Below are 16708 nucleotides of genomic sequence, written 5' to 3' on the forward strand. Positions count from 1 at the left end.
CGTAGGGAGAGACCGCTGGCTACCCAATCCGCCGCCAGGGACGAGCACCTCGGCCATGTGGTGTTCATCTCCGCCGCCGCCGCGATGGGCGGGTTCCTGTTCGGCTACGACAGCGCGGTGATCAACGGCGCGGTCACCGGCATCCAGAAGCACTTCGGGGTCGGCAACGGCGAGACCGCGTTCGTGGTCGCCATCGCCCTGCTCGGCTCGGCCGCCGGCGCGGTGGTGGCCGGCTGGCTGGCCGACCGGTTCGGGCGGGTCCGGACGATGCTGCTGGCCGCGGCGCTGTTCGCGGTCAGCGGCGTCGGGTCGATGTTCCCGCCGAGCATCGGGGTGCTGGGCCTGTGGCGGGTGCTGGGCGGCATCGCCATCGGCATCGCCTCGGTGATCGCGCCGACGTACATCGCCGAGGTCGCGCCGACCGCCTACCGGGGCCGGCTGGCGTCCTTCCAGCAGATGGCGATCGTGCTCGGCATCACCGTCTCGCAGCTCGCCAACTGGGGCCTCAACCAGGCCGCGGGCGGCGAGTCGACCAACCACCTCGGCGGGGTGCAGGCCTGGCAGTGGATGCTCGGCGTGGAGACGGCGCCCGCGCTGGTCTACGGGCTGATGGCGCTGTCGATCCCCGAGTCGCCGCGCTACCTGATCGCGGTCGGCCGGGAGGCGCAGGCCCGCAAGGTGCTGGCCGAGGTCGAGGGCGCCGGCGTCGACCTGGACGCCCGGACCGCCGAGATCCGGCAGGTGCTGCACAGCGAGCACAAGCCGAGCCTGAAGGACCTGCTGGGCGGCCGGTTCGGGCTGCTGCCGATCGTCTGGATCGGCATCGGCGCCTCGGTGTTCCAGCAGTTCGTCGGCATCAACGTGATCTTCTACTACTCGTCGTTCCTGTGGCAGTCGGTGGGCATCGACGAGTCCAACTCGCTGCTGATCTCGCTCTCCACCTCGATCGTCAACGTGGTCGGCACCGTGGTGGCGATGCTGCTGGTGGACCGGATCGGCCGCAAGCCGCTGGCGCTGGCCGGCTCGGCCGGCATGGCGCTCGCGCTCGGCCTGGCCGCCTGGGCGTTCTCGTTCCGGCACGGCACCGGCGACAGCGCGACGCTGGACGACACCCACGCCACGGTGGCGCTGGTGGCCGCGCACGTGTTCGTGTTCTGCTTCGCCTTCTCCTGGGGCGTGGTGGTCTGGGTGCTGCTCGGCGAGATGTTCCCCAACAAGATCCGGGCGCTCGCCCTGTCGGTGGCCGCCTCCGCGCAGTGGATCGCCAACTGGGCGATCACCGTCACCTTCCCCAACCTGTCCGACTGGAACCTGTCGGCGACGTACGTCATCTACGCCTGCTTCGCGCTGCTGTCGATCCCGTTCGTGGCCTTCTGCATCAAGGAGACCAAGGGCAAGGCGCTGGAGGAGATGGGCTGACGCCCCGCGGCGGGAAATCGGTGGCCCACTCCCCCGGCCGACTGCTAGCAATGTCACATGCTATTGGGTGAGCGGGTCGCGCTGCGGGCGCGGATCGAGAGCGACGTGCCGGTGCTGCACGAGGAGCTGTACGGGGACGTGGCCACCAGGTCGCGTTCCGACAGCCGGCCCTGGCGGCCGGTGCCGCTGGAGTCCGGGCAGTCCCCGTACCGGGTCCGGCCGCCGGAGGACGGGTTCGCCGAGTTCTCGGTGCTGGAGCGGGCCGGCGGGGCGGCCACCGGTGGCGAGTTGGCCGGCGAGGCGCTGCTGTGGGGCATCGACGCGCACCACCGGATGGCGCACATCGGCCTCTCGCTGCGGCCGTCCTTCCGCGGGCGCGGCCTGGCGGCCGACGTGGTCGCGGTGCTGTGCCGGTACGGGTTCGAGACCCTCGGGCTGCACCGGCTCCAGATCGAGACGCTGGCCGACAACGCGGCGATGATCGCCACCGCCCGCCGCAACGGCTTCGCGGTGGAGGGCACGCTGCGCGAGGCCGCCTGGGTCTCGGGCCGGTTCGTGGACGAGGTGGTGCTCGGGCTGCTGTCCCCCGGCCGGCTGGGCTGAGCGCCCGAGCGGCGGGGCTGAGCGCCCGAGCGGCGCGAAAACCCTTGGACAGCGGGGGTGCGGCGGGGGGATCGTCGGGCGGTGCGCCTCTTCGATCCCGCCTGGGCGGGCCGCAACTACCGGATCCAGACCGCCGCCAACGTGGTGAGCGGGCTGGGCAACGCGGCCGCGCCGATCGCCACCACCTTCGCCGTGCTGCAACTGAACTCCGACTGGGGTGCCACCGAGATCGGCTGGGTGATGTCCGCCCGGATGGCGCCGCTGATGGTGCTGCTGCTGATCGGCGGCGCGCTGGCGGACCGGCTCCCCCGGCACCTGGTGATGGTCGGCGCGAACCTGTTCAACGCCGCCTCCCAGGCCGTCCTGGCGGCGCTGGTGCTGATGGGGCACCCGAGCCTGTGGGCGCTGATGCTGCTGTCCGCGGCGGGCGGCGTCGGCCAGGCGTTCTACGCGCCCGCCGCCGAGGGCGTGATCCTGCAGGCGGTGCCGGCGGAGCACGCGGCGAAGGCGTTCTCGGTGTTCAAGATGGCGCTGAACGGCGCGCAGATCGGCGGCGCCGCGCTCGGCGGCGCGCTGACCGCGGTGGTCGGGCCCGGCTGGGTGCTGGCCGGGGACGCCGCCTGCTTCGCGGTCGCGGCGCTGCTCCGCACCGGCCTGGAGGACGTCTCCGAGCGCGACGCCGCCGGCCCCGGGCTGGTGCGCGAACTGGTGGTCGGCTGGCGGGAGTTCCGCTCCCGGCAGTGGCTGTGGGCGGTGGTGCTGCAGTTCGGCGTGCTGAACGCCTGTGTGCTCGCGGTGGAGGCGGTGTACGGGCCGAAGGCCGCCGCGGAGCGGATGGGCGGCGCCGGGGCCTGGGGCCTGGCGATGGCCGCGCTCAGCGTCGGCATGGTCTCCAGCGGTCTGCTGATGGCCCGGTGGCAGCCGCGCCGGGTGCTGCTGGTCGGCAACGGCGGGGTGTTCCTGTTCGGGCTGCCCGCGCTGGCGCTGGCGCTGCACCTGCCGCTGGCGGCGGTCGCGGCGGCGATGTTCCTGGCGGGCGTCGGCACCTCGGTGTTCGTCGTCAACTGGATGGTGACGCTGCAGCAGGAGATCCCGGAGGAACTGCTCTCCCGGGTCTCGGCCTACGACTCGCTGGGCTCCTTCGCGCTGCTGCCGGCCGGCACCGCGCTGGCCGGTCCGGTCGCGGGGGCGCTGGGGCTGACGGGCGCGCTCTGGGCCTGCGCGCTGCTCTGCCTGGCACTGGCGGCCGCCGCGCTGCTGGTGCCCGACATCCGGCGGCTGGAGCGCCGCCCCGCGCCCGCCGCCGCGGCCGACCGCGAACCGGAGCCCGTCACGTCCGGGTGACAGCCGCTGACAGTATGCAACCTCCCGGGGCCGGGGCACGTCCGACCAAGTGACCGGCCACCGACCCGGGGAGGAAGCCGAATGGACAAACCACTGCTGTTCCTTGACGTCGACGGGGTGCTGAACCCGGTGTTCCCGCACCCCGACGACGACTTCGACACGCACGAGCTGCTGGGCTACTCCGTCCTGCTGTCGCCCCGGCACGGCGACTGGCTGCGCGAACTCGCCGACCGGTACGAGATCGTCTGGGCCACCACCTGGAAGAACGCCCCGACCTTGCACCTTGTTCCCGACCTGCGGAAACGGCCTGAGGTGCAAGGGGCCACGGCGTATTGAAGGCCCCTTCCAGCGAGGGACTAGGGCATCGTCTTGCGACCCGGCAGCTGTATGGGGGTCCAAGGCAGCGGGGCCGTGGGGCGCATTCCGGTGGCTTCGTCCAGCGGCCGAACACGGTGGCCGGCCTGGAGCATCTGGTCGCGGAGCCAGTTCGGATCGCAGCCGTACATCGTGCCGATGACCCGCATGCCCACCCCTGAGTCGTAGCGGCGGGCGATGGCGGGGAGAGCAGCGAGCACAAGCCCTTTGATCATGGCTTGCCGCTCGGGCTCGGTGTTGGCCCACATGGCTACTCCCGCTGTTGGGAAGGCCCCTCGCCGTGGTGCTCGGCCTGGCAGCCGTGGGCGAGTGCGACTACGGCGGCGGCGAACGGGCGACGCCAGCGGGGTGGTACGCCCAGTCTTGTGGCTACTTCGATCAGGTCGAGGGGGTTTTCAGGGTCTTCGGGGAGGTAATCGAACTCGGCGGGGGCGACCTTCAGCTGGCTGGTAACCCACGCGAGCACGTTCGGGGTCGGGGAGCGGAGTCCTGTTTCGATCCGCGACATGTGCGCCTGAGAGTACCTGTCGCCTGCCAACTGGAGGACCGTCATGCCGCGCTCCCGCCGTAGCTGCCGCAGCCTGCGCCCGAAGTCTGGCTGCTCAAGCATCAGACCTCCTAGGTAGATGGGCCCCCGTCCTGCGACAGCGGGGGCAGCCGCAGGCCGGGGGCGTGCCCGCCGCTGGGGGTCGAGGGCGGCGGGGGTGCGAGATGGTCAGTGCTGGTCGATCACGCGGACGTCGATGGAGAGGCCGCGCCGCCAGATCTCCACGGTTCGACGCTCGGTGATGCGGGCGTATACGAGCTTGCCGGGGTCGCTCTCGTCTAGGGGCGTTCGGTAGTACCGGACGCCGGTCACCATGTAGACGATCAGGACGAGGATCAAAGCGGCGCGTTCCATGTGGTGCTCCGGGTGTACGGGGAGGGGCTGGCGGGGTGCTCAGCTGTGGCTGAGCACCCCCGATGACAGAGTCGGAAGGAGGCTCGTAGCGGTGCGCGCAGCCGCGTCACGCGCCCGGAAACCGAAGCTCACGAGGATGACGCTCTCCCCGGCTCCGAGGGGCGTCCGACCGTGGGGGGTGAGCGCGCCGTCGAACACGACGCAGTCGCCTGCCGCGAGGTCGCATTCAAGGAAGCTGTCGGGAGTGATGAAGACCGTGCTGCTGGCCCTGTGCGGGGCCGCCGGGCGTTCGTGCCTCAGGCACAGGATCAGGTTCGCCTCACCGAAGCCGGGCTCGTCCAGGTGGAAGTCGAGGAACTGCCCGTCCTCCCGGTAGGCGATGTAGACGCCAGTGTGCGGCTGCTCCACGGCCAGGCCGGTGGACCGCGCCACGACTGCGGCGAGATCGACCTGTCCGGCGAAGTGCTCCGCCGCGTCGCCGACACCCGCGTTCAACTTGCCGTTGTGGAGGTACCCGTTGGCAGCGACGGCCTTCTCGGCCTCCTCCGCCATCGCGGCGAGCAGTTCGACGGGGAACGACTGCTCACGCTGGTGGCGCAGGTGGCAGGGGCGCACCCGCTGGTGCGCGGCGAGGTCGCTCACCGCCTTCTGGAGCGTGGGGAAGTCCTCCGCCCACCGTGCCGGCGTCCGTGCCGTGGTGCGGGACTGGAACCAGGACGTCCACCCGCTGCTCCACTGGCTCGGTGTCAGGTCCGGGGCCGGAGATGCGGCGGCCTTGGCGAGTAGCAGCTCTACCCGGTCGAGTGCAGCCTGCGTGGACTCGACCAGCTCCGTGTCTCCCTTGGCAATCCGCAGCCGCAATGCCTCTTGCAGATGGGTCTGCGCACCGGCGAGGTCGCCGCAGTCCATGAGGTGCTTGCCAGTGTGCTGAAGCGCGTAGTCCACGAGTTCCGGGTGCTGGCTTCGTGCGGTGCCCAGCGCGCTGCGGTAGAGCGCTTCCGCCGCCTGCATGTCCCCGGCGTAGCGGTGTGCGTCGGCCAGGTTGAGCCCGGTGGCGACAACGGCCTTGGTGTTGCCGAGAGTCGCCGCCAGGTCGAGCGACTGCCGGAGGAAGGTGAGGGCATCGTCGTAGTTCCCCAGGCTCAACTGGCCGATGCCGATCCAGCGCGTCAGGACCCGGGCTCGGCCGGCGTCGGCCCCGTCGGGCAGGGCCCGCAGTTCCTCGTGGAGTTGGCCGACCGCAGTGGTCAGCTCAAGGGGGTCGGTGGGGACCATCCGCAGGTTGTCGTCGTGTGTGATGAGGTGCCCGAGCACTTGACCCTCCGTCGTTCGGTTCAGCTCAGCGTGTCACTACAGCTGGTCGGTCTGGTGGCGCAGGTCGGCCAGCAGGTCCACCCCGTGGGGGGTGAAGTGCTCACGCAGGAGTTCGAGTTCGCGCATGAGGTAGCGCACGGCCGGCAGCCCCTCGTCGTAGGCGCTCTGGAAGCAGGCGCGCTCGTTGGGCGTGAGGTCGATGCGGGCCAGTTCGGTCTGGCGGAAGCGCAGCAGCTGGTTGTAGACGCAGGTCGCGTGGAAGGCCCTGTCGATCTCCCAGTACTGGTTGCGGTCATCTCCCTGTCCCGCCCGCCACTTGATCTCAATCTTGGGAGAGGTCTGGGAGGAGTACCCGTCGGCGAAGACCTGGTGCTGGAGGACGTGGAAGCTGATCGACTGGTGCGTGCCCTCGTGCAGGATGTTCTCCGCCAGGAAGAGACCGGAGGGCCGCTCGCTGACGGTGTTCGGCGGGATGTGGCGGGACGCCTTGTCGGAGAACACGATGACGTACGGCAACGCCGGGTCGCTGGAGCTGGTCAGCGAGGAGGCGCGGACGCCGGGCTTGAGGCCCACCCACAGCAGCCCCCGAACGAACTCGCGCACGCGGGCGAAGCCGTCGGGGTGGACCCGCGACAGGCGGTCCAGGGCCCCGGTCAGCGCCGCCCGGCGCTCGTCGGTGTGCTCGGCGATCTCATAGTCCTTCAGGTTGATCTCGTCGGCGATCTCGGCAGGAAGCTCAGCGTCGAACCAGTCGAAGGTCGCCCCGGCCACGGACACGGTCTCGCTGCGCAGGGAGCGGGCGTGCTCCGCGTAGGGGGTGCCCGACTTCACCAGGCGCTCCATCAGGGCGAACGGGAGCGCCGATTCGGCCCCCTGCTCGCGCAGCCGGGTCAGGTCCGGGTCCTTTCGGTCCAGGTCGAAGAAGGAGCCGGCGGGGACGCGGGTGGCGATGGCGGTCTTCAATGCGGACTCTCCTTGGTTGCGGTGTGTGCGACGCCGGGTGGCGGGTCGGCCCGGATCTGACCCGAGCCGACCCGCCTGTGCCGTCAACTAACTGGCATCAGTTGGGGACTGCGGTCAGACCTCGGTGCCCACCGGGGCGAAGTCGCCGTCCGGGACCTTGTGGTCCAGGCGGCGGGTCAGGGCGGTGACCTCCGGGGCGAAGTCGCCGTCCGGGACGCTGTGGTCCAGGCGGCGGGTCAGGGCGGTGACCTCCGGGTCACCGGACTTGGTGGTGGCGGTGCTCATGTGCCTCTCCAATCGGGTTGGCTCTGCCCGCCTGGGTTGTGCGGGCAGTCGTGCGTTGGTGCCCCGGCCCCGTCAGACGCTTCACGATGGGGCCGGGAGTTCGGGGCGCCCGAAGGCGCGGGGTCACGGTCAGAAGCGGCCGGAGGCGATGAGCGCGGCCACCACCGCCGCCAGCAGGACCATCGCTACCGTCTGGGCGATGGCGACCGGCAGCGGCGTCGGGAGCCCACGGGCCTCCCGGTCGGCGGCCTCGCGGTACTCCTCCTGTCCGTCGTCCACGGCGGCCTACGCCGGGCGCTGGTCGAGTGCAGCGCGCAGCGCGGCGCGGCGGTGGGGCCGCCGGGCACGGGCAATGCAGTCGTCGCAGATCGCGTGGCAGGTCGCCTGGTCCTCGCCGGGGGCCTGGAGCGTGCTTCCGGCACAGACCAGCGTCTCTTGGTGGCAGACCCAGCAGGTTCCCTGCCGATAGCCGTCGGGGCGGTCCACGACCATCCCCTCACCCGCGGATCGGACCGGCGTCGGCGGCGGGGTGTCCGCTCGGACTGGCAGCGGCGCGGTCACTCGGACGGGTAGCAGCGGGTTGCTCACTCCGCGGGCTCCAAGTCGGTCAGGAGGACCATCTCCGGGTACGTGTCGCTGGAGCTATCCCGGCTTACCCAGGCGTGGTTGGCCAGCTTGCTCGGGGTCTCCGCGACGGTGCCCGTCCAGCCGTCCGTGCGGTGCCGGACCGGGGCTCCCTGGATCACACTGTTCACAGTTGCGCCTCTCCATCGGGTCGGGGCGTGCGATGTGGTGGTGCTAGTCAGGCCGAGAGGCCGGCGCGGCGGGTTCGACAGTCCGAGCAGGAGCAGGTGGCGCGAACGGCGTCGATCTGGAGCTTCGTGCCCACCGAGGGGGCCTGCCCGGCGGCGTTGGCCTTCCGGTAGTCGTCAAGCGGGTTCCAACCGGCGGGAGCCCGGCTCAACTCGTACTTGCTCGGGCCGGTTCCGGTCTCGCGGTACTCACGCTTGGGGGTGCGTCTCGCCATCGCTCTGCCCTCCTCTCTTCAAGGGGCCGGGGGAGGCCGGCGAATCTGGTGGTGGGCTACGTCACCGGGGGCCGCCCGCCCGAAAGGAGGAGTCGGACGGGCGGCCGATCGGACAGCTCCGGCTACTCGCTCTTCGGCTTGTCGCCGTTGTGGTCGCCGTTGCTGGTGCCGTTGTGGTCGCCGTTGCTGGTGCCGTTCTTGTCGTCCATGTCGTTCACTCCTTCCGATTCGAACCCGCTTGGAGACGCGGGCGTGGAGCTGCCGACAGGCCAGTGCAAGCGCCAGAGGAACCCCCAATGAGGCAGCTGACCTGCGCGACAGCGAGTAGTTGCACCGTCACTCCGACGGGCAGGGACTAGTTGACCCCCACCGCAAGATCAACGGCGGAGAACGGGCGGACTTTTCGGCAGACTTTTTGTCACGCGGACCTATGCGCGGCTAGCGGGCGACGGGCTACCGTCTGCGGTGTGGAGACACAATTCACTCGCCTGTGTACAGAGTTCGGATGGCAAAGCCCGGCCCGGTTCAGACAGGTGTACGCCGCGACTGCGCGCAAGCTCGGTGAGGATGAAGAGCTGAGCAGTCGCCAGTACCAGCGCTGGCGCCAGCCGTTACCACCGTGCCCTCACCCAGCGCGCCAACGGGTGCTCGAAGCGATGCTGGGTATCCCCTTGGAGCAGGCGGGTTTTACCGTGCCGCTGCACCGTCGATCAGGCCCACCACCCGCGCCCCGAGAAGAGCAGGAAGACGTGAACCGCCGATCCTTCATCGCCCTAGCCGGTGGTGCCGCCATGTCCACCAAACTGCCCCCGCCGCCGCGCGCCGGTACCGAGACCGTCATGGACCTGCGCGCCGGACTTACTTCGCTGTACGGGCTGGACGACCGGTTCGGCGGTGCGACAGTGGGGCCGCTGGCACAGGCCCACCTTGCTCGTGTCGAGCGGCTGATCAAAACCACCACTTACCCGGGCACCATCGGCCGCCAGCTCCGCCTGATTGCCGGGGAGACCGCGGAGCACGTGGCGTGGCTGGCCTTCGACGCTGGCGACAACGAAAAGGCGAAGAAGCACTGGAAGCACGCGCTCACCCGAGCCGAGGAACTGCAAGACAACTCGCTCGCCGTGGTGGTGATGGCGTCCATGGCGCTGATGAGCCTTCGAGAACGCGAGCCTACTGACGCACTCGATCTCGCTCGCAAGGCACAGGCGAAGGCCGCGTCCTGGGCGCCCCCCTCACTGATGTCCATCCTGATGACTCGGGAGGCCCGCGCGCTGGCCATAATGGGCGATCCGGTGGGGGCCCGCTCCACCTTGGCGAAGGCGACTCGCGCATTCGAGCAGGAGCGCAACGAACGGCCTGTGCCCGACTGGGCGGTGTTCCACGGGCCCGCAGAGTTGGCGTTGGCGCAGGCATCCCTCTTCACCGAGGAGGGTCACCACAAGGCGGCGGTGGACTGGTTGCGGCGCTCGCTCCGACACCAGGAGACCAACTACGCGCGGAACGAGGCGCTGGTGCGGTTCAGTCTTGCTGGATCGCTCGCGCAAGCGGGTGAAGCGGAGGAGTCAGCCCACGAACTCACCTCGGGAGCCGTCCTGCTGACCGAGGTGTCGTCCGGCCGTGCGCGCACGTCGATGCAGGAGGCACACTCCTACCTGGAGCTGTTGAATCCCTCCCTGGCCGCTGCGAGCACCGCCCACCTGATCGCTTAAAGGAGAACCGTGCAGACGCCCGTCTTCGAGACCTTCACAGATCCGGATGCCGCTGCCCGCATGCTGGACGACATAGCCCCACTGTACGAGCAGGTGTTCGCAGAACCGCCCTACTTCGAGGGCCCCCGCGACCTGGCCGGGTTTTTGGAAGGCTACGAAGCTTTCCGGACCATGCCCGGCTTCCGACTGGTGCTGGCGCGTTCAGGTGCTGACCTGGTCGGATTCGCTTTCGGTCTCCTCCTCCAGTCGGACAGCCGTTGGTGGAACGGTCTCGGCCTAGACGAGGGCTTCACCCGTGAAGACGGACACCGAACGTTCGTGATTCGGGAGATCGCTGTCTCTCCAGATCAGCGTCGGAGGGGGCTAGGGCGAGAGCTACACGCAGCCGTCCTCGAAGGGGTCCAGGTGGAGCGGATCACGCTTGCGGTCCGGCCCGACGCCCAGGCCGCGATGAAGATGTACGAGGCGCTTGGTTACCGGGATTTGGGTGACAAGGAGCCCGCCTGGGAAGGCGCTCCGGTTTACCGCTACATGGTCCGCTAGCCTGCCGCTCTACCTGACCCCCCGGGCACCCCTGCTTCCAATGGAGGCGGGGGTGCTGTGCGTTTCTGGCTGTGGCGGTCGGCCACTCACGGCGTCCGGGTGGGGCCTGGTGCCATCGGCCGACGGGGCCGGTGCTGCACCGGTGGAAGGTGGGGGCGCGGTGGACGGGGGTGGAGCCTGGTGCCCGTTCGCCGATCTCGACGCCGTCGGCGAGCAGCTGCTGCACGGCGGCCTCGGTCTGGTGCCGGTAGGTGTGGCGGGAGATGAAGTGGCCGTTCTCCCGGATCTCGTACATGTCCGTGGCGAAGTCGTTCTCGTTGAGGGTGACGTCGAGGCGGCGGTCGTGGCCGGCACCGGTGACGGACCAGCGGCCGGCACTCACCGCGGACCACGTGAGGTCGATGTCGGCCCCGGTGCGGGCCCGCTCGGCGCGCTGGCGCTCGGCCTGCTCGTCTTCGCGGCGCTGGCGGGCGGCTTCCAGCTCGGCCTGGTGCCGCTGCTCGGCCTCCTCGCGGCGGCGCAGGAACTCGGTGCGGGACCGGGCGGCCTGGCGCTCCAGCTCGATGGTCCGCAGGCGAGCGGCCTCGCGGCGGCGGGCGGCTTCCTGGCCGCCGGGGAGCGGGGGCAGGGCCTGGGGCTCGTGGCGGGCGGGCCAGGGCTCGGCGAGGTCGGTGCGGTGGTGCCGCCAGATGGTGAGCATGGAGTGGCCGTCGGCGGTGGCGACGAGGTCGCCACCGGCTTCCTCCTGGAGGAACCCGGCGGCGAGGGCCAGTTCCACCACCTTGCGGCGTATGCGGCGGCCCTTGGCCCTGTAGCGGGCTCCGGCGGGGATGAGGCGGTAGCCGGAGCCGTCCCACCACACCCCGCCTTCGCAACCGGGCAGGGTGGCCGCCGCGACGAGGGCGTACACGCGGGTCGTCCACCCGGACTTCTCGCGGATCTCGGCGTACCGCGCGGCGTTGAGGAAGCGGCGGATCTCGCCTTCGTGGTCGTCCGCATGGAGGCGGGCGGCGTGGTGGGCGTCGTCCTGGTGGTGGTGGCGCTCGCCGATCTCGGCGGGGTGGCCGTTGTACTGGTCGCCGCAGCTCAGGCACCAGACGGTCCAGTACTGGCCCCGGGGGTGGTTGTAGGGGGCGACCGCGACGGGGCACGGGTTGCGCAACCCCCACTCCAGGACGGTTCCGCAGCCGGGAACCCAAAGCGGCAGGTCGGGGGTGGTCACTGGTGGCTCTCCTGCGTTCGGCTGGCGGGGTGGGGCCTGGCACCCTGCCAGCCTGGTTACTCAGAGTGGCAGGGGTGGTTACTCGGCGTAGGGGTCTATGTCAGAATGTCTTTTTTATTGACATTTCTAAAAAAACATAGAGACATAGGCTCTGGTGGTGGGTTCAACCCGATTCGGGGTCCGGCACTCGGCACTTCGACACGGGCCGGGGTGGGGCCTGGTGCCACGGCCCTGCGTCAGGCGGCGGGGATGTAGCGCAGGCGGCCGGCGTTGTCGTGGGTGAGGTAGGGGCGCATGATCTCGGGGATGGGCATCGTGTCGGGCTCTCCCCGGAGGGCCGCGCCCCAGTCGGCCAGGAAGGCGTGGCCGATGTACTGGGTGTAGGCCGGGGGGATCGCCTCGGTCAGTTCCTCGTGGACGTCGGTCCAGTGGATGTCCATGGCGGCCTGCATCTCGGCGACGGTCCCTTTGCCCCCGCCCTTGCCGTAGGCGGCTATGTACGGGCCGTCCTTCCAGACGCCATGGCGTATTCCCCGGACAGGGCCCCGGTGCTTGGGGTGGGGCATCTGCTCGGGCTCCCCGCCCCACCACTCGATCTCGAAGTAGCGGTGGCGGATCACCCCGAGGCCGAAGCTCTCCCCGCAGAGGGTGAGGTCTCGCCGGATGCTGGAGCCGGGGACGTTCTCGATCACCCACGGCACTCCGTACCAGCGGCACAGCTCGCGCACCTCGGGGATCAGGTCGACGTAGGTGCGGCGGCCCTTGTTGGTGCCCTTGGTGAGGGTGCAACTGGACTGGCAGGGCGGGGAGGCGTGGACCAGGTCGAAGTCCTGGCACATCTCGCGGAGGGCGTCGAGGGCGTCGCCCTCTATGAACTCGAACGGGTAGTTCGACCGGGGCACGATGTCCACACCAACCACGTCGAAGCCCGCACGCGAGTAACCCGCCCCGGCTCCGCCAGCGCAGCAGAAGAGGTCGAGTACACGGGGGCGGCGGCCCTCTCGGGGGGCTGCGGTGGGGCGGGCGGTCAAGGCTTGCTCTCCTGCGGGTGGTGCGGCGGGGTGGGGGTGGGGCCTGGTGTCAGCGGGGCTGGTCAGCCGGTGCCGACGGCTTCGAGCCACTGGCCGGCGTCCATCCCGTCGAGGGTCGGGCAGCCGTCGCGGAAGCGGATGTCCCGGGGCTCCAGCTCCAGGCCGAGCAGCTGCGCGAGGTGCAGGCACTCGCGTACGACGAGTCCTCGGTAGGCGGCTTCGGCGCGGGCCTGGGCCTCGTCTCCGAAGTACCGGCGGGGCTGGTCCCCGGTGAGCATCCGACCGGCCGCACCGTAGGGCTGTCGTTCGACGGTCCAGGTGCCCTTGTTATCGGGGGACACGGTGAAGCGGACGGCCATCGGCGGCTGATCGGGGCGTGCCTGCGGGTAGGTGAGGGTGTAGTGGGTGGCGGGAGTGGCGGGGGCGGGCACTTGTGTCTCCGAGGGGGTGGGGCCTGGTGCCAGCGGCCGGCCGCTGGCGGGGGGTGGGGCCTGGTGCCTACGCGGCCTGCGCGGGCGCGGCGGCCGCCAGCGAGGCGGTCAGGGCCAGCAGCACGGCCTCGGCCATGTCGGGGGTCAGGTGCGAGCACGTGATCTCGATGCCGCTGAACTTGGCGCGGCTGACCTTGACGTCCGCGTGTGGCGACGTCCAGGAGGTTCCGGGGCCCTGGTTCCACCGCAGGGTGCGGGTGGTGTCCTCGCCGTTGCGCCGGTTCGTCTCGCCGGGCGGCTGGCCGGTGGTCAGCGGCACGGCCTTCAACCGGCGGGCCACGGTGGTGACCTCGTGCACGTCGGTGAGGTGCCGGTGCTGCCTGGCGCTCATCTCGGCGACTGCCGCGTCCAGGGTGGGCAGCAGCCGCCGCTGGACGTCCTGGGCGATTTGGGCGGGGGTCTTGGCCCGGGTGACGGTGATGTCCCCGGACTCGATGTCGTGGCGGTAGTAGTAGGTGCTGGTGTCGGGCAGGACGCCGTGCACCCACCACCGGCCGGAGCGCAGCCGTTCCTGCTGGATCAGGATGCGGGCCCCGTCTTCGGTGCGGACGAGTTCGGCGGCCGGGTGCCAGTCGACTATCCGGCGCGGTTCGACGGTCCACTCGTCGGGACCGAGGGCCTGGGCGAGCCCTTCGGCCAGCGCCAGCAGTTCGGCGCGCAGCGGGGCGAGTTCGTCACGGAGGTAGGTCACGGTGGCGCTGTTCCTTCGGTCGTGCCTGGGGGTGGGGCCTGGTCTCTGACCGGCCTCGGCACGGTCCGGACGGGTGTCCGGGCCGCACCGAGGCGGGTCAGGCCGCCAGTTCGGTGCCGCTGACGAGCAGGCCGGGCAGGCAGTCCTGGAGCAGCGCGGGGCGCATCGGTATGCCGTCGCCCTCGCGGGCCCAGTCCGAGCTGTTGCCACTGCCGGTGCGGAAGATGGCGAACAGGGTCCCGCCGTCGGCGGGGACGACTACCCGGGCCCCGTTCGCGCTCCATCCAGCTCCGGCTTCCCACGGGCTGGCCTCGCTGGCGACGCCGTACCGCACGGTGCCGTCCTTCTCGGTCCAACGCTGCCAGCCCTTGCCCTTGCTACGTGTCTTGCTGGGCTTCGGAGTGCGGCGCGGGTCTGCCCCGATCTTCACCGCGTTGCCTGGGCCGCTAGCCGTCGGCAGGTTGAGGGCGAGCTGTACGGCCTTGGTGTGCTTGTTCTGTGCGCCGCGCTGGTCGGCCGGGGTGGTGACGGTCACGGTGCGGTGCTTCTTCTTGCCCTTCGCCTCGGTGGGCAGGTGGAGCGTGGTGGTCAGGGTGGCGGGGGTGGGCACTGGTGTCTCCTGCTGCGGTGGGGCGGGGGTGGGGCCTGGTGTCAGCGGCGGGTGGTCACGCCGCGAGTGCGTGCGAGACCACCAACTGGGCGTCGCGGACCTCGGGTTCGTGGCCGTGGCTGTAGCCGTCTTCGCGCTCGTCGCTCTCGAAGATGTCCAGCGCTTCGGCCTCGGCCTCTTCGGGGCTGTCGGCTTCGACCTCGTACTCGTAGGTCTCGGTGTTGTCGATGCGGACGGTGTAGCGGGGCACAGCTGTCTCCTCCGGGTGGTGGGGGGCGGGGTCTGGGCCCGGCCGGCCTCGGGGCTTCCCTGTGGCCGCCCGGGGTGGGGCCTGGTGCCACCCCGGGCGGGGGCCGGTCAGTCGAGGGGGATACCGCCGACGCGTCGGCCGACGGGGTGGGCCCTGGTGTACTCGGCGCGGGCGGCCTGCCCGGCCCGGGTGACCCGCCACATGCCGTCTGCGACCCCGGGGGTGAGGTATCCGGCCTCTGCGAGCCGGGCCGTCTCGGTGCCGTCGGGGTCGGCGACGTCGGCCCCGATGCGGTCGAGGAACGACCAGTGCGAGAGAAGGGCGAAGTCCTGGGCGCTGATCACCGGCCACCCTCCATCTCGCGGATGAGCGCTTCGAGTTCGGCGGTGAGGTCGAGCAGCAGGTTTCGGGAGTCGTAGGCCCGCTCGGTGTCCATCTCGTCGTATCGGCCCATGTGCTCGTTGTCGGCGGGCTGGTCGGGGCAGCCGGGGTCATAGGTCGGGACGTTCGCCCGGAAGGCGGCTTCCCAGGCGCGTTCGTTCTCGTGGACGCGGTCAACGAGGGTCTGGAGCTGTGCGGACATGGCGCTGTTCCTTCGGTTCGGGTGGGGGTGGGGCCTGGTGTCAGTGGCGGGCGCGGGCCGTCGTCACCGCTGCCACTTCAGCTCGTCCAGGTCGGGGCTGTAGCCGACCAGCCGGACGTTGGCGTAGATCCGGGCGGACTCCACGGCCCCCATGGCGTCGCGGGGGTGCGGGTAGCTCCGGCAGTACCGGCGGCCGGTGTCCAGGTCTTCCCACGCGACCACGTACGTCCCGCCGTTCGCCGTGTCGGCAACCAGCGCGACCGGTTCGCCGTCCTGCCACGTGACCAGGGCGTAGGGGGTGGTGGTGAGGTCCCGGGCCAGGGTGTAGACCACGGCGGCCCGGTCGCTGCCTTCCAGTTCCTCCAGGACGTCCCACGCGGCACCGCGTGCGGCGTGGTGGACGGTGCCTCTGCCGCTCCGCATGTGCCCGGCCCAGTCTCCGGCGGGCTCCAGCAGGTCAAGGGTGTAGGTCGTGGTGTTCACGGTGGCGCTGTTCCTTCGGTTCGGGTGAGGGGTGGAGCCTGGTGCCTGAGCGGCTACGGCAGGGGCCGGGGGTCCGGCCGCCACCGAAGTGGCTCAGACCTCCATGCCCTTGAGTGCCGCGTCGAACGGGCACATGGCGTCGGTGATCAGCCGGTTGAGGTGGTCCCCGGCGTCCCGGCCGCAGTCGGCACAGCTGACCGTGGACGCCTCCACACCGACGCCGTACACGTCCACACCGGGGGTTCCGTCGGGACGGCGGAAGACGTTGAACCACAGGGGCGCGGCCGCTTCGAGCGTCCCGCCGCACTCCTCACAGCCGAACTCGTCATCAGTGGCGGTGACTTCGTGGTCCGGGAGGTCGGCGACGATCGCGGCGAACTGCTCGGCGGTCTCGGCGGCGGTGGGCTTCGGAGTGTTTTCGGGCATGGCTGTGCCTCCGTGCTGGCGGTGGGGGGTGAGGGGGTGGGGTCTGGTGTCTGTGCACCCTTGGCGGGGGCCCGGCGGGAGCGCTGGGCACTCACCAAGGGGGCACAGCTCAGATGGACCGGAAGACGTGCCCGCTGGCGGCGTGGGAGTAGTCGCACTCCCACGCGATCATGTCGAGGGAGGGACGCCAGCCCCGGCAACTCTCCATCGCGGCGCGGTACTCGTCGTCCGTCTCCATGAGCTGGTCATGGGCGAAGTCCTCCAGGCTGTCCCACTCGCCCGCGTAGGCGTCTTCGAAGGTCTCGACGGCGTACTCGGCGTTGCCGACGAGTGCGGCGTAGGCGGTGAGGGCTTCCAGCTCTGCAACGACTCCGGCGTCTTCGGCAAGCGCGGTCAGGTAGTCGGCGGTGCGGCTCACGGTGGTTCTCTCTCGGGTCG

The 16708-nt window shown here is 70.7% G+C and carries 25 protein-coding genes; 6 read left to right on the plus strand and 19 right to left on the minus strand.

The features are described 5' to 3' along the window. Positions 1–15: 15 nt before the first annotated feature. The 4 genes from ACIOHG_RS23965 to ACIOHG_RS23980 all read left to right on the plus strand — a co-directional run bounded on the left by ACIOHG_RS23965 (position 16) and on the right by ACIOHG_RS23980 (position 3702). The gene (locus ACIOHG_RS23965) at positions 16–1419 is read left to right on the plus strand and encodes a sugar porter family MFS transporter (protein WP_400953719.1); all 1404 of its coding nucleotides are present in this window, start codon (positions 16–18) and stop codon (positions 1417–1419) included. Positions 1420–1476: 57 nt separating this feature from the next. Beyond that, a complete protein-coding gene (locus ACIOHG_RS23970) occupies positions 1477–2022 on the plus strand; it encodes a GNAT family N-acetyltransferase (RefSeq protein ID WP_400953634.1) in 546 nt (181 codons plus the stop codon). 81 nt (positions 2023–2103) lie between these two features. Beyond that, entirely contained in the window at positions 2104–3366 is a 1263-nt protein-coding gene (locus tag ACIOHG_RS23975; RefSeq protein ID WP_400953635.1) for an MFS transporter, read from the plus strand. An 81-nt stretch (positions 3367–3447) separates the two neighbouring features. Next, positions 3448–3702 carry an HAD domain-containing protein gene (locus ACIOHG_RS23980; RefSeq protein WP_400953636.1) on the plus strand — a complete coding sequence of 85 codons (255 nt, stop codon included), beginning with the start codon at positions 3448–3450 and terminating at the stop codon, positions 3700–3702. A 20-nt stretch (positions 3703–3722) separates the two neighbouring features. Here the strand turns inward: ACIOHG_RS23980 and ACIOHG_RS23985 are convergent, their stop codons facing one another. From ACIOHG_RS23985 to ACIOHG_RS24025, 9 genes are all read right to left on the minus strand, one after another. Further along, entirely contained in the window at positions 3723–3989 is a 267-nt protein-coding gene (locus tag ACIOHG_RS23985; RefSeq protein WP_400953637.1) for a hypothetical protein, read from the minus strand. A gap of 2 nt (positions 3990–3991) precedes the next feature. Then, a complete protein-coding gene (locus ACIOHG_RS23990; protein WP_400953638.1) occupies positions 3992–4351 on the minus strand; it encodes a helix-turn-helix domain-containing protein in 360 nt (119 codons plus the stop codon). A gap of 105 nt (positions 4352–4456) precedes the next feature. Further along, the gene (locus ACIOHG_RS23995) at positions 4457–4642 is read right to left on the minus strand and encodes a hypothetical protein (RefSeq protein WP_400953639.1); all 186 of its coding nucleotides are present in this window, start codon (positions 4640–4642) and stop codon (positions 4457–4459) included. Positions 4643–4681: 39 nt separating this feature from the next. Beyond that, the gene (locus tag ACIOHG_RS24000; protein ID WP_400953640.1) at positions 4682–5956 is read right to left on the minus strand and encodes a tetratricopeptide repeat protein; all 1275 of its coding nucleotides are present in this window, start codon (positions 5954–5956) and stop codon (positions 4682–4684) included. A 36-nt stretch (positions 5957–5992) separates the two neighbouring features. Beyond that, a complete protein-coding gene (locus ACIOHG_RS24005) occupies positions 5993–6919 on the minus strand; it encodes a hypothetical protein (protein ID WP_400953641.1) in 927 nt (308 codons plus the stop codon). 114 nt (positions 6920–7033) lie between these two features. Beyond that, complete coding sequence (locus ACIOHG_RS24010; RefSeq protein WP_400953642.1) at positions 7034–7204, minus strand: hypothetical protein; 171 nt, start codon at positions 7202–7204, stop codon at positions 7034–7036. Between the two features lie 129 nt (positions 7205–7333). Then, on the minus strand, positions 7334–7483 hold the full coding sequence (locus tag ACIOHG_RS24015) for a hypothetical protein (RefSeq protein ID WP_158516498.1): 150 nt from the start codon (positions 7481–7483) through the stop codon (positions 7334–7336). Positions 7484–7788: 305 nt separating this feature from the next. Further along, complete coding sequence (locus ACIOHG_RS24020) at positions 7789–7959, minus strand: hypothetical protein (protein WP_266301552.1); 171 nt, start codon at positions 7957–7959, stop codon at positions 7789–7791. 47 nt (positions 7960–8006) lie between these two features. Next, positions 8007–8231, minus strand: a complete 225-nt coding sequence (locus ACIOHG_RS24025) for a hypothetical protein (protein WP_043475196.1) — start codon at positions 8229–8231, stop codon at positions 8007–8009. A 467-nt stretch (positions 8232–8698) separates the two neighbouring features. Between ACIOHG_RS24025 and ACIOHG_RS24030 the strand changes: the two genes are divergently transcribed. Both ACIOHG_RS24030 and ACIOHG_RS24035 read left to right on the plus strand, forming a co-directional pair. After that, on the plus strand, positions 8699–9940 hold the full coding sequence (locus tag ACIOHG_RS24030; protein ID WP_400953643.1) for a hypothetical protein: 1242 nt from the start codon (positions 8699–8701) through the stop codon (positions 9938–9940). A 171-nt stretch (positions 9941–10111) separates the two neighbouring features. After that, entirely contained in the window at positions 10112–10483 is a 372-nt protein-coding gene (locus ACIOHG_RS24035; protein ID WP_400953720.1) for a GNAT family N-acetyltransferase, read from the plus strand. A 1458-nt stretch (positions 10484–11941) separates the two neighbouring features. On the opposite strand, the gene ACIOHG_RS24040 is transcribed toward ACIOHG_RS24035, so the two are convergent. The 10 genes from ACIOHG_RS24040 to ACIOHG_RS24085 all read right to left on the minus strand — a co-directional run bounded on the left by ACIOHG_RS24040 (position 11942) and on the right by ACIOHG_RS24085 (position 16688). Beyond that, positions 11942–12736, minus strand: a complete 795-nt coding sequence (locus tag ACIOHG_RS24040; RefSeq protein ID WP_400953644.1) for a DNA methylase — start codon at positions 12734–12736, stop codon at positions 11942–11944. A 62-nt stretch (positions 12737–12798) separates the two neighbouring features. After that, positions 12799–13167 (minus strand): hypothetical protein, encoded by a 369-nt coding sequence (locus ACIOHG_RS24045; RefSeq protein ID WP_400953645.1) that lies wholly within the window; start codon positions 13165–13167, stop codon positions 12799–12801. 67 nt (positions 13168–13234) lie between these two features. Further along, positions 13235–13918 carry a hypothetical protein gene (locus ACIOHG_RS24050; RefSeq protein ID WP_400953646.1) on the minus strand — a complete coding sequence of 228 codons (684 nt, stop codon included), beginning with the start codon at positions 13916–13918 and terminating at the stop codon, positions 13235–13237. A gap of 97 nt (positions 13919–14015) precedes the next feature. Continuing rightward, a complete protein-coding gene (locus ACIOHG_RS24055; protein WP_400953647.1) occupies positions 14016–14528 on the minus strand; it encodes a hypothetical protein in 513 nt (170 codons plus the stop codon). A 55-nt stretch (positions 14529–14583) separates the two neighbouring features. Next, the gene (locus ACIOHG_RS24060) at positions 14584–14778 is read right to left on the minus strand and encodes a hypothetical protein (protein ID WP_400953648.1); all 195 of its coding nucleotides are present in this window, start codon (positions 14776–14778) and stop codon (positions 14584–14586) included. A 107-nt stretch (positions 14779–14885) separates the two neighbouring features. Next, positions 14886–15122, minus strand: a complete 237-nt coding sequence (locus ACIOHG_RS24065; protein ID WP_400953649.1) for a hypothetical protein — start codon at positions 15120–15122, stop codon at positions 14886–14888. Then, on the minus strand, positions 15119–15361 hold the full coding sequence (locus ACIOHG_RS24070; protein WP_400953650.1) for a hypothetical protein: 243 nt from the start codon (positions 15359–15361) through the stop codon (positions 15119–15121). Before ACIOHG_RS24070 ends, ACIOHG_RS24065 begins: the two co-directional genes overlap by 4 nt. Before the next feature lie 63 nt (positions 15362–15424). Next, positions 15425–15844, minus strand: a complete 420-nt coding sequence (locus tag ACIOHG_RS24075) for a hypothetical protein (protein ID WP_400953651.1) — start codon at positions 15842–15844, stop codon at positions 15425–15427. A gap of 93 nt (positions 15845–15937) precedes the next feature. Next, positions 15938–16270, minus strand: a complete 333-nt coding sequence (locus tag ACIOHG_RS24080) for a hypothetical protein (RefSeq protein WP_400953652.1) — start codon at positions 16268–16270, stop codon at positions 15938–15940. A gap of 109 nt (positions 16271–16379) precedes the next feature. Continuing rightward, positions 16380–16688 carry an antirestriction protein ArdA gene (locus tag ACIOHG_RS24085; protein ID WP_400953653.1) on the minus strand — a complete coding sequence of 103 codons (309 nt, stop codon included), beginning with the start codon at positions 16686–16688 and terminating at the stop codon, positions 16380–16382. Between the last annotated feature and the right edge of the window lie 20 nt (positions 16689–16708).

It is taken from the genome of Kitasatospora sp. NPDC088134, from assembly GCF_044741705.1.
In the GTDB taxonomy this organism is placed as follows: Bacteria; Actinomycetota; Actinomycetes; order Streptomycetales; family Streptomycetaceae; genus Kitasatospora.

Coding starts and splice junctions, on each gene's coding strand:
- ACIOHG_RS23970 (WP_400953634.1), top strand. CDS start 1,477: ATGCTATTGGGTGAGCGGGTCGCGCTGCGGGCGCGGATCGAGAGCGAC.
- ACIOHG_RS23980 (WP_400953636.1), top strand. CDS start 3,448: ATGGACAAACCACTGCTGTTCCTTGACGTCGACGGGGTGCTGAACCCG.
- ACIOHG_RS23985 (WP_400953637.1), bottom strand. CDS start 3,989: ATGTGGGCCAACACCGAGCCCGAGCGGCAAGCCATGATCAAAGGGCTT.
- ACIOHG_RS23990 (WP_400953638.1), bottom strand. CDS start 4,351: ATGCTTGAGCAGCCAGACTTCGGGCGCAGGCTGCGGCAGCTACGGCGG.
- ACIOHG_RS23995 (WP_400953639.1), bottom strand. CDS start 4,642: ATGGAACGCGCCGCTTTGATCCTCGTCCTGATCGTCTACATGGTGACC.
- ACIOHG_RS24010 (WP_400953642.1), bottom strand. CDS start 7,204: ATGAGCACCGCCACCACCAAGTCCGGTGACCCGGAGGTCACCGCCCTG.
- ACIOHG_RS24025 (WP_043475196.1), bottom strand. CDS start 8,231: ATGGCGAGACGCACCCCCAAGCGTGAGTACCGCGAGACCGGAACCGGC.
- ACIOHG_RS24035 (WP_400953720.1), top strand. CDS start 10,112: ATGCCCGGCTTCCGACTGGTGCTGGCGCGTTCAGGTGCTGACCTGGTC.
- ACIOHG_RS24070 (WP_400953650.1), bottom strand. CDS start 15,361: ATGTCCGCACAGCTCCAGACCCTCGTTGACCGCGTCCACGAGAACGAA.
- ACIOHG_RS24080 (WP_400953652.1), bottom strand. CDS start 16,270: ATGCCCGAAAACACTCCGAAGCCCACCGCCGCCGAGACCGCCGAGCAG.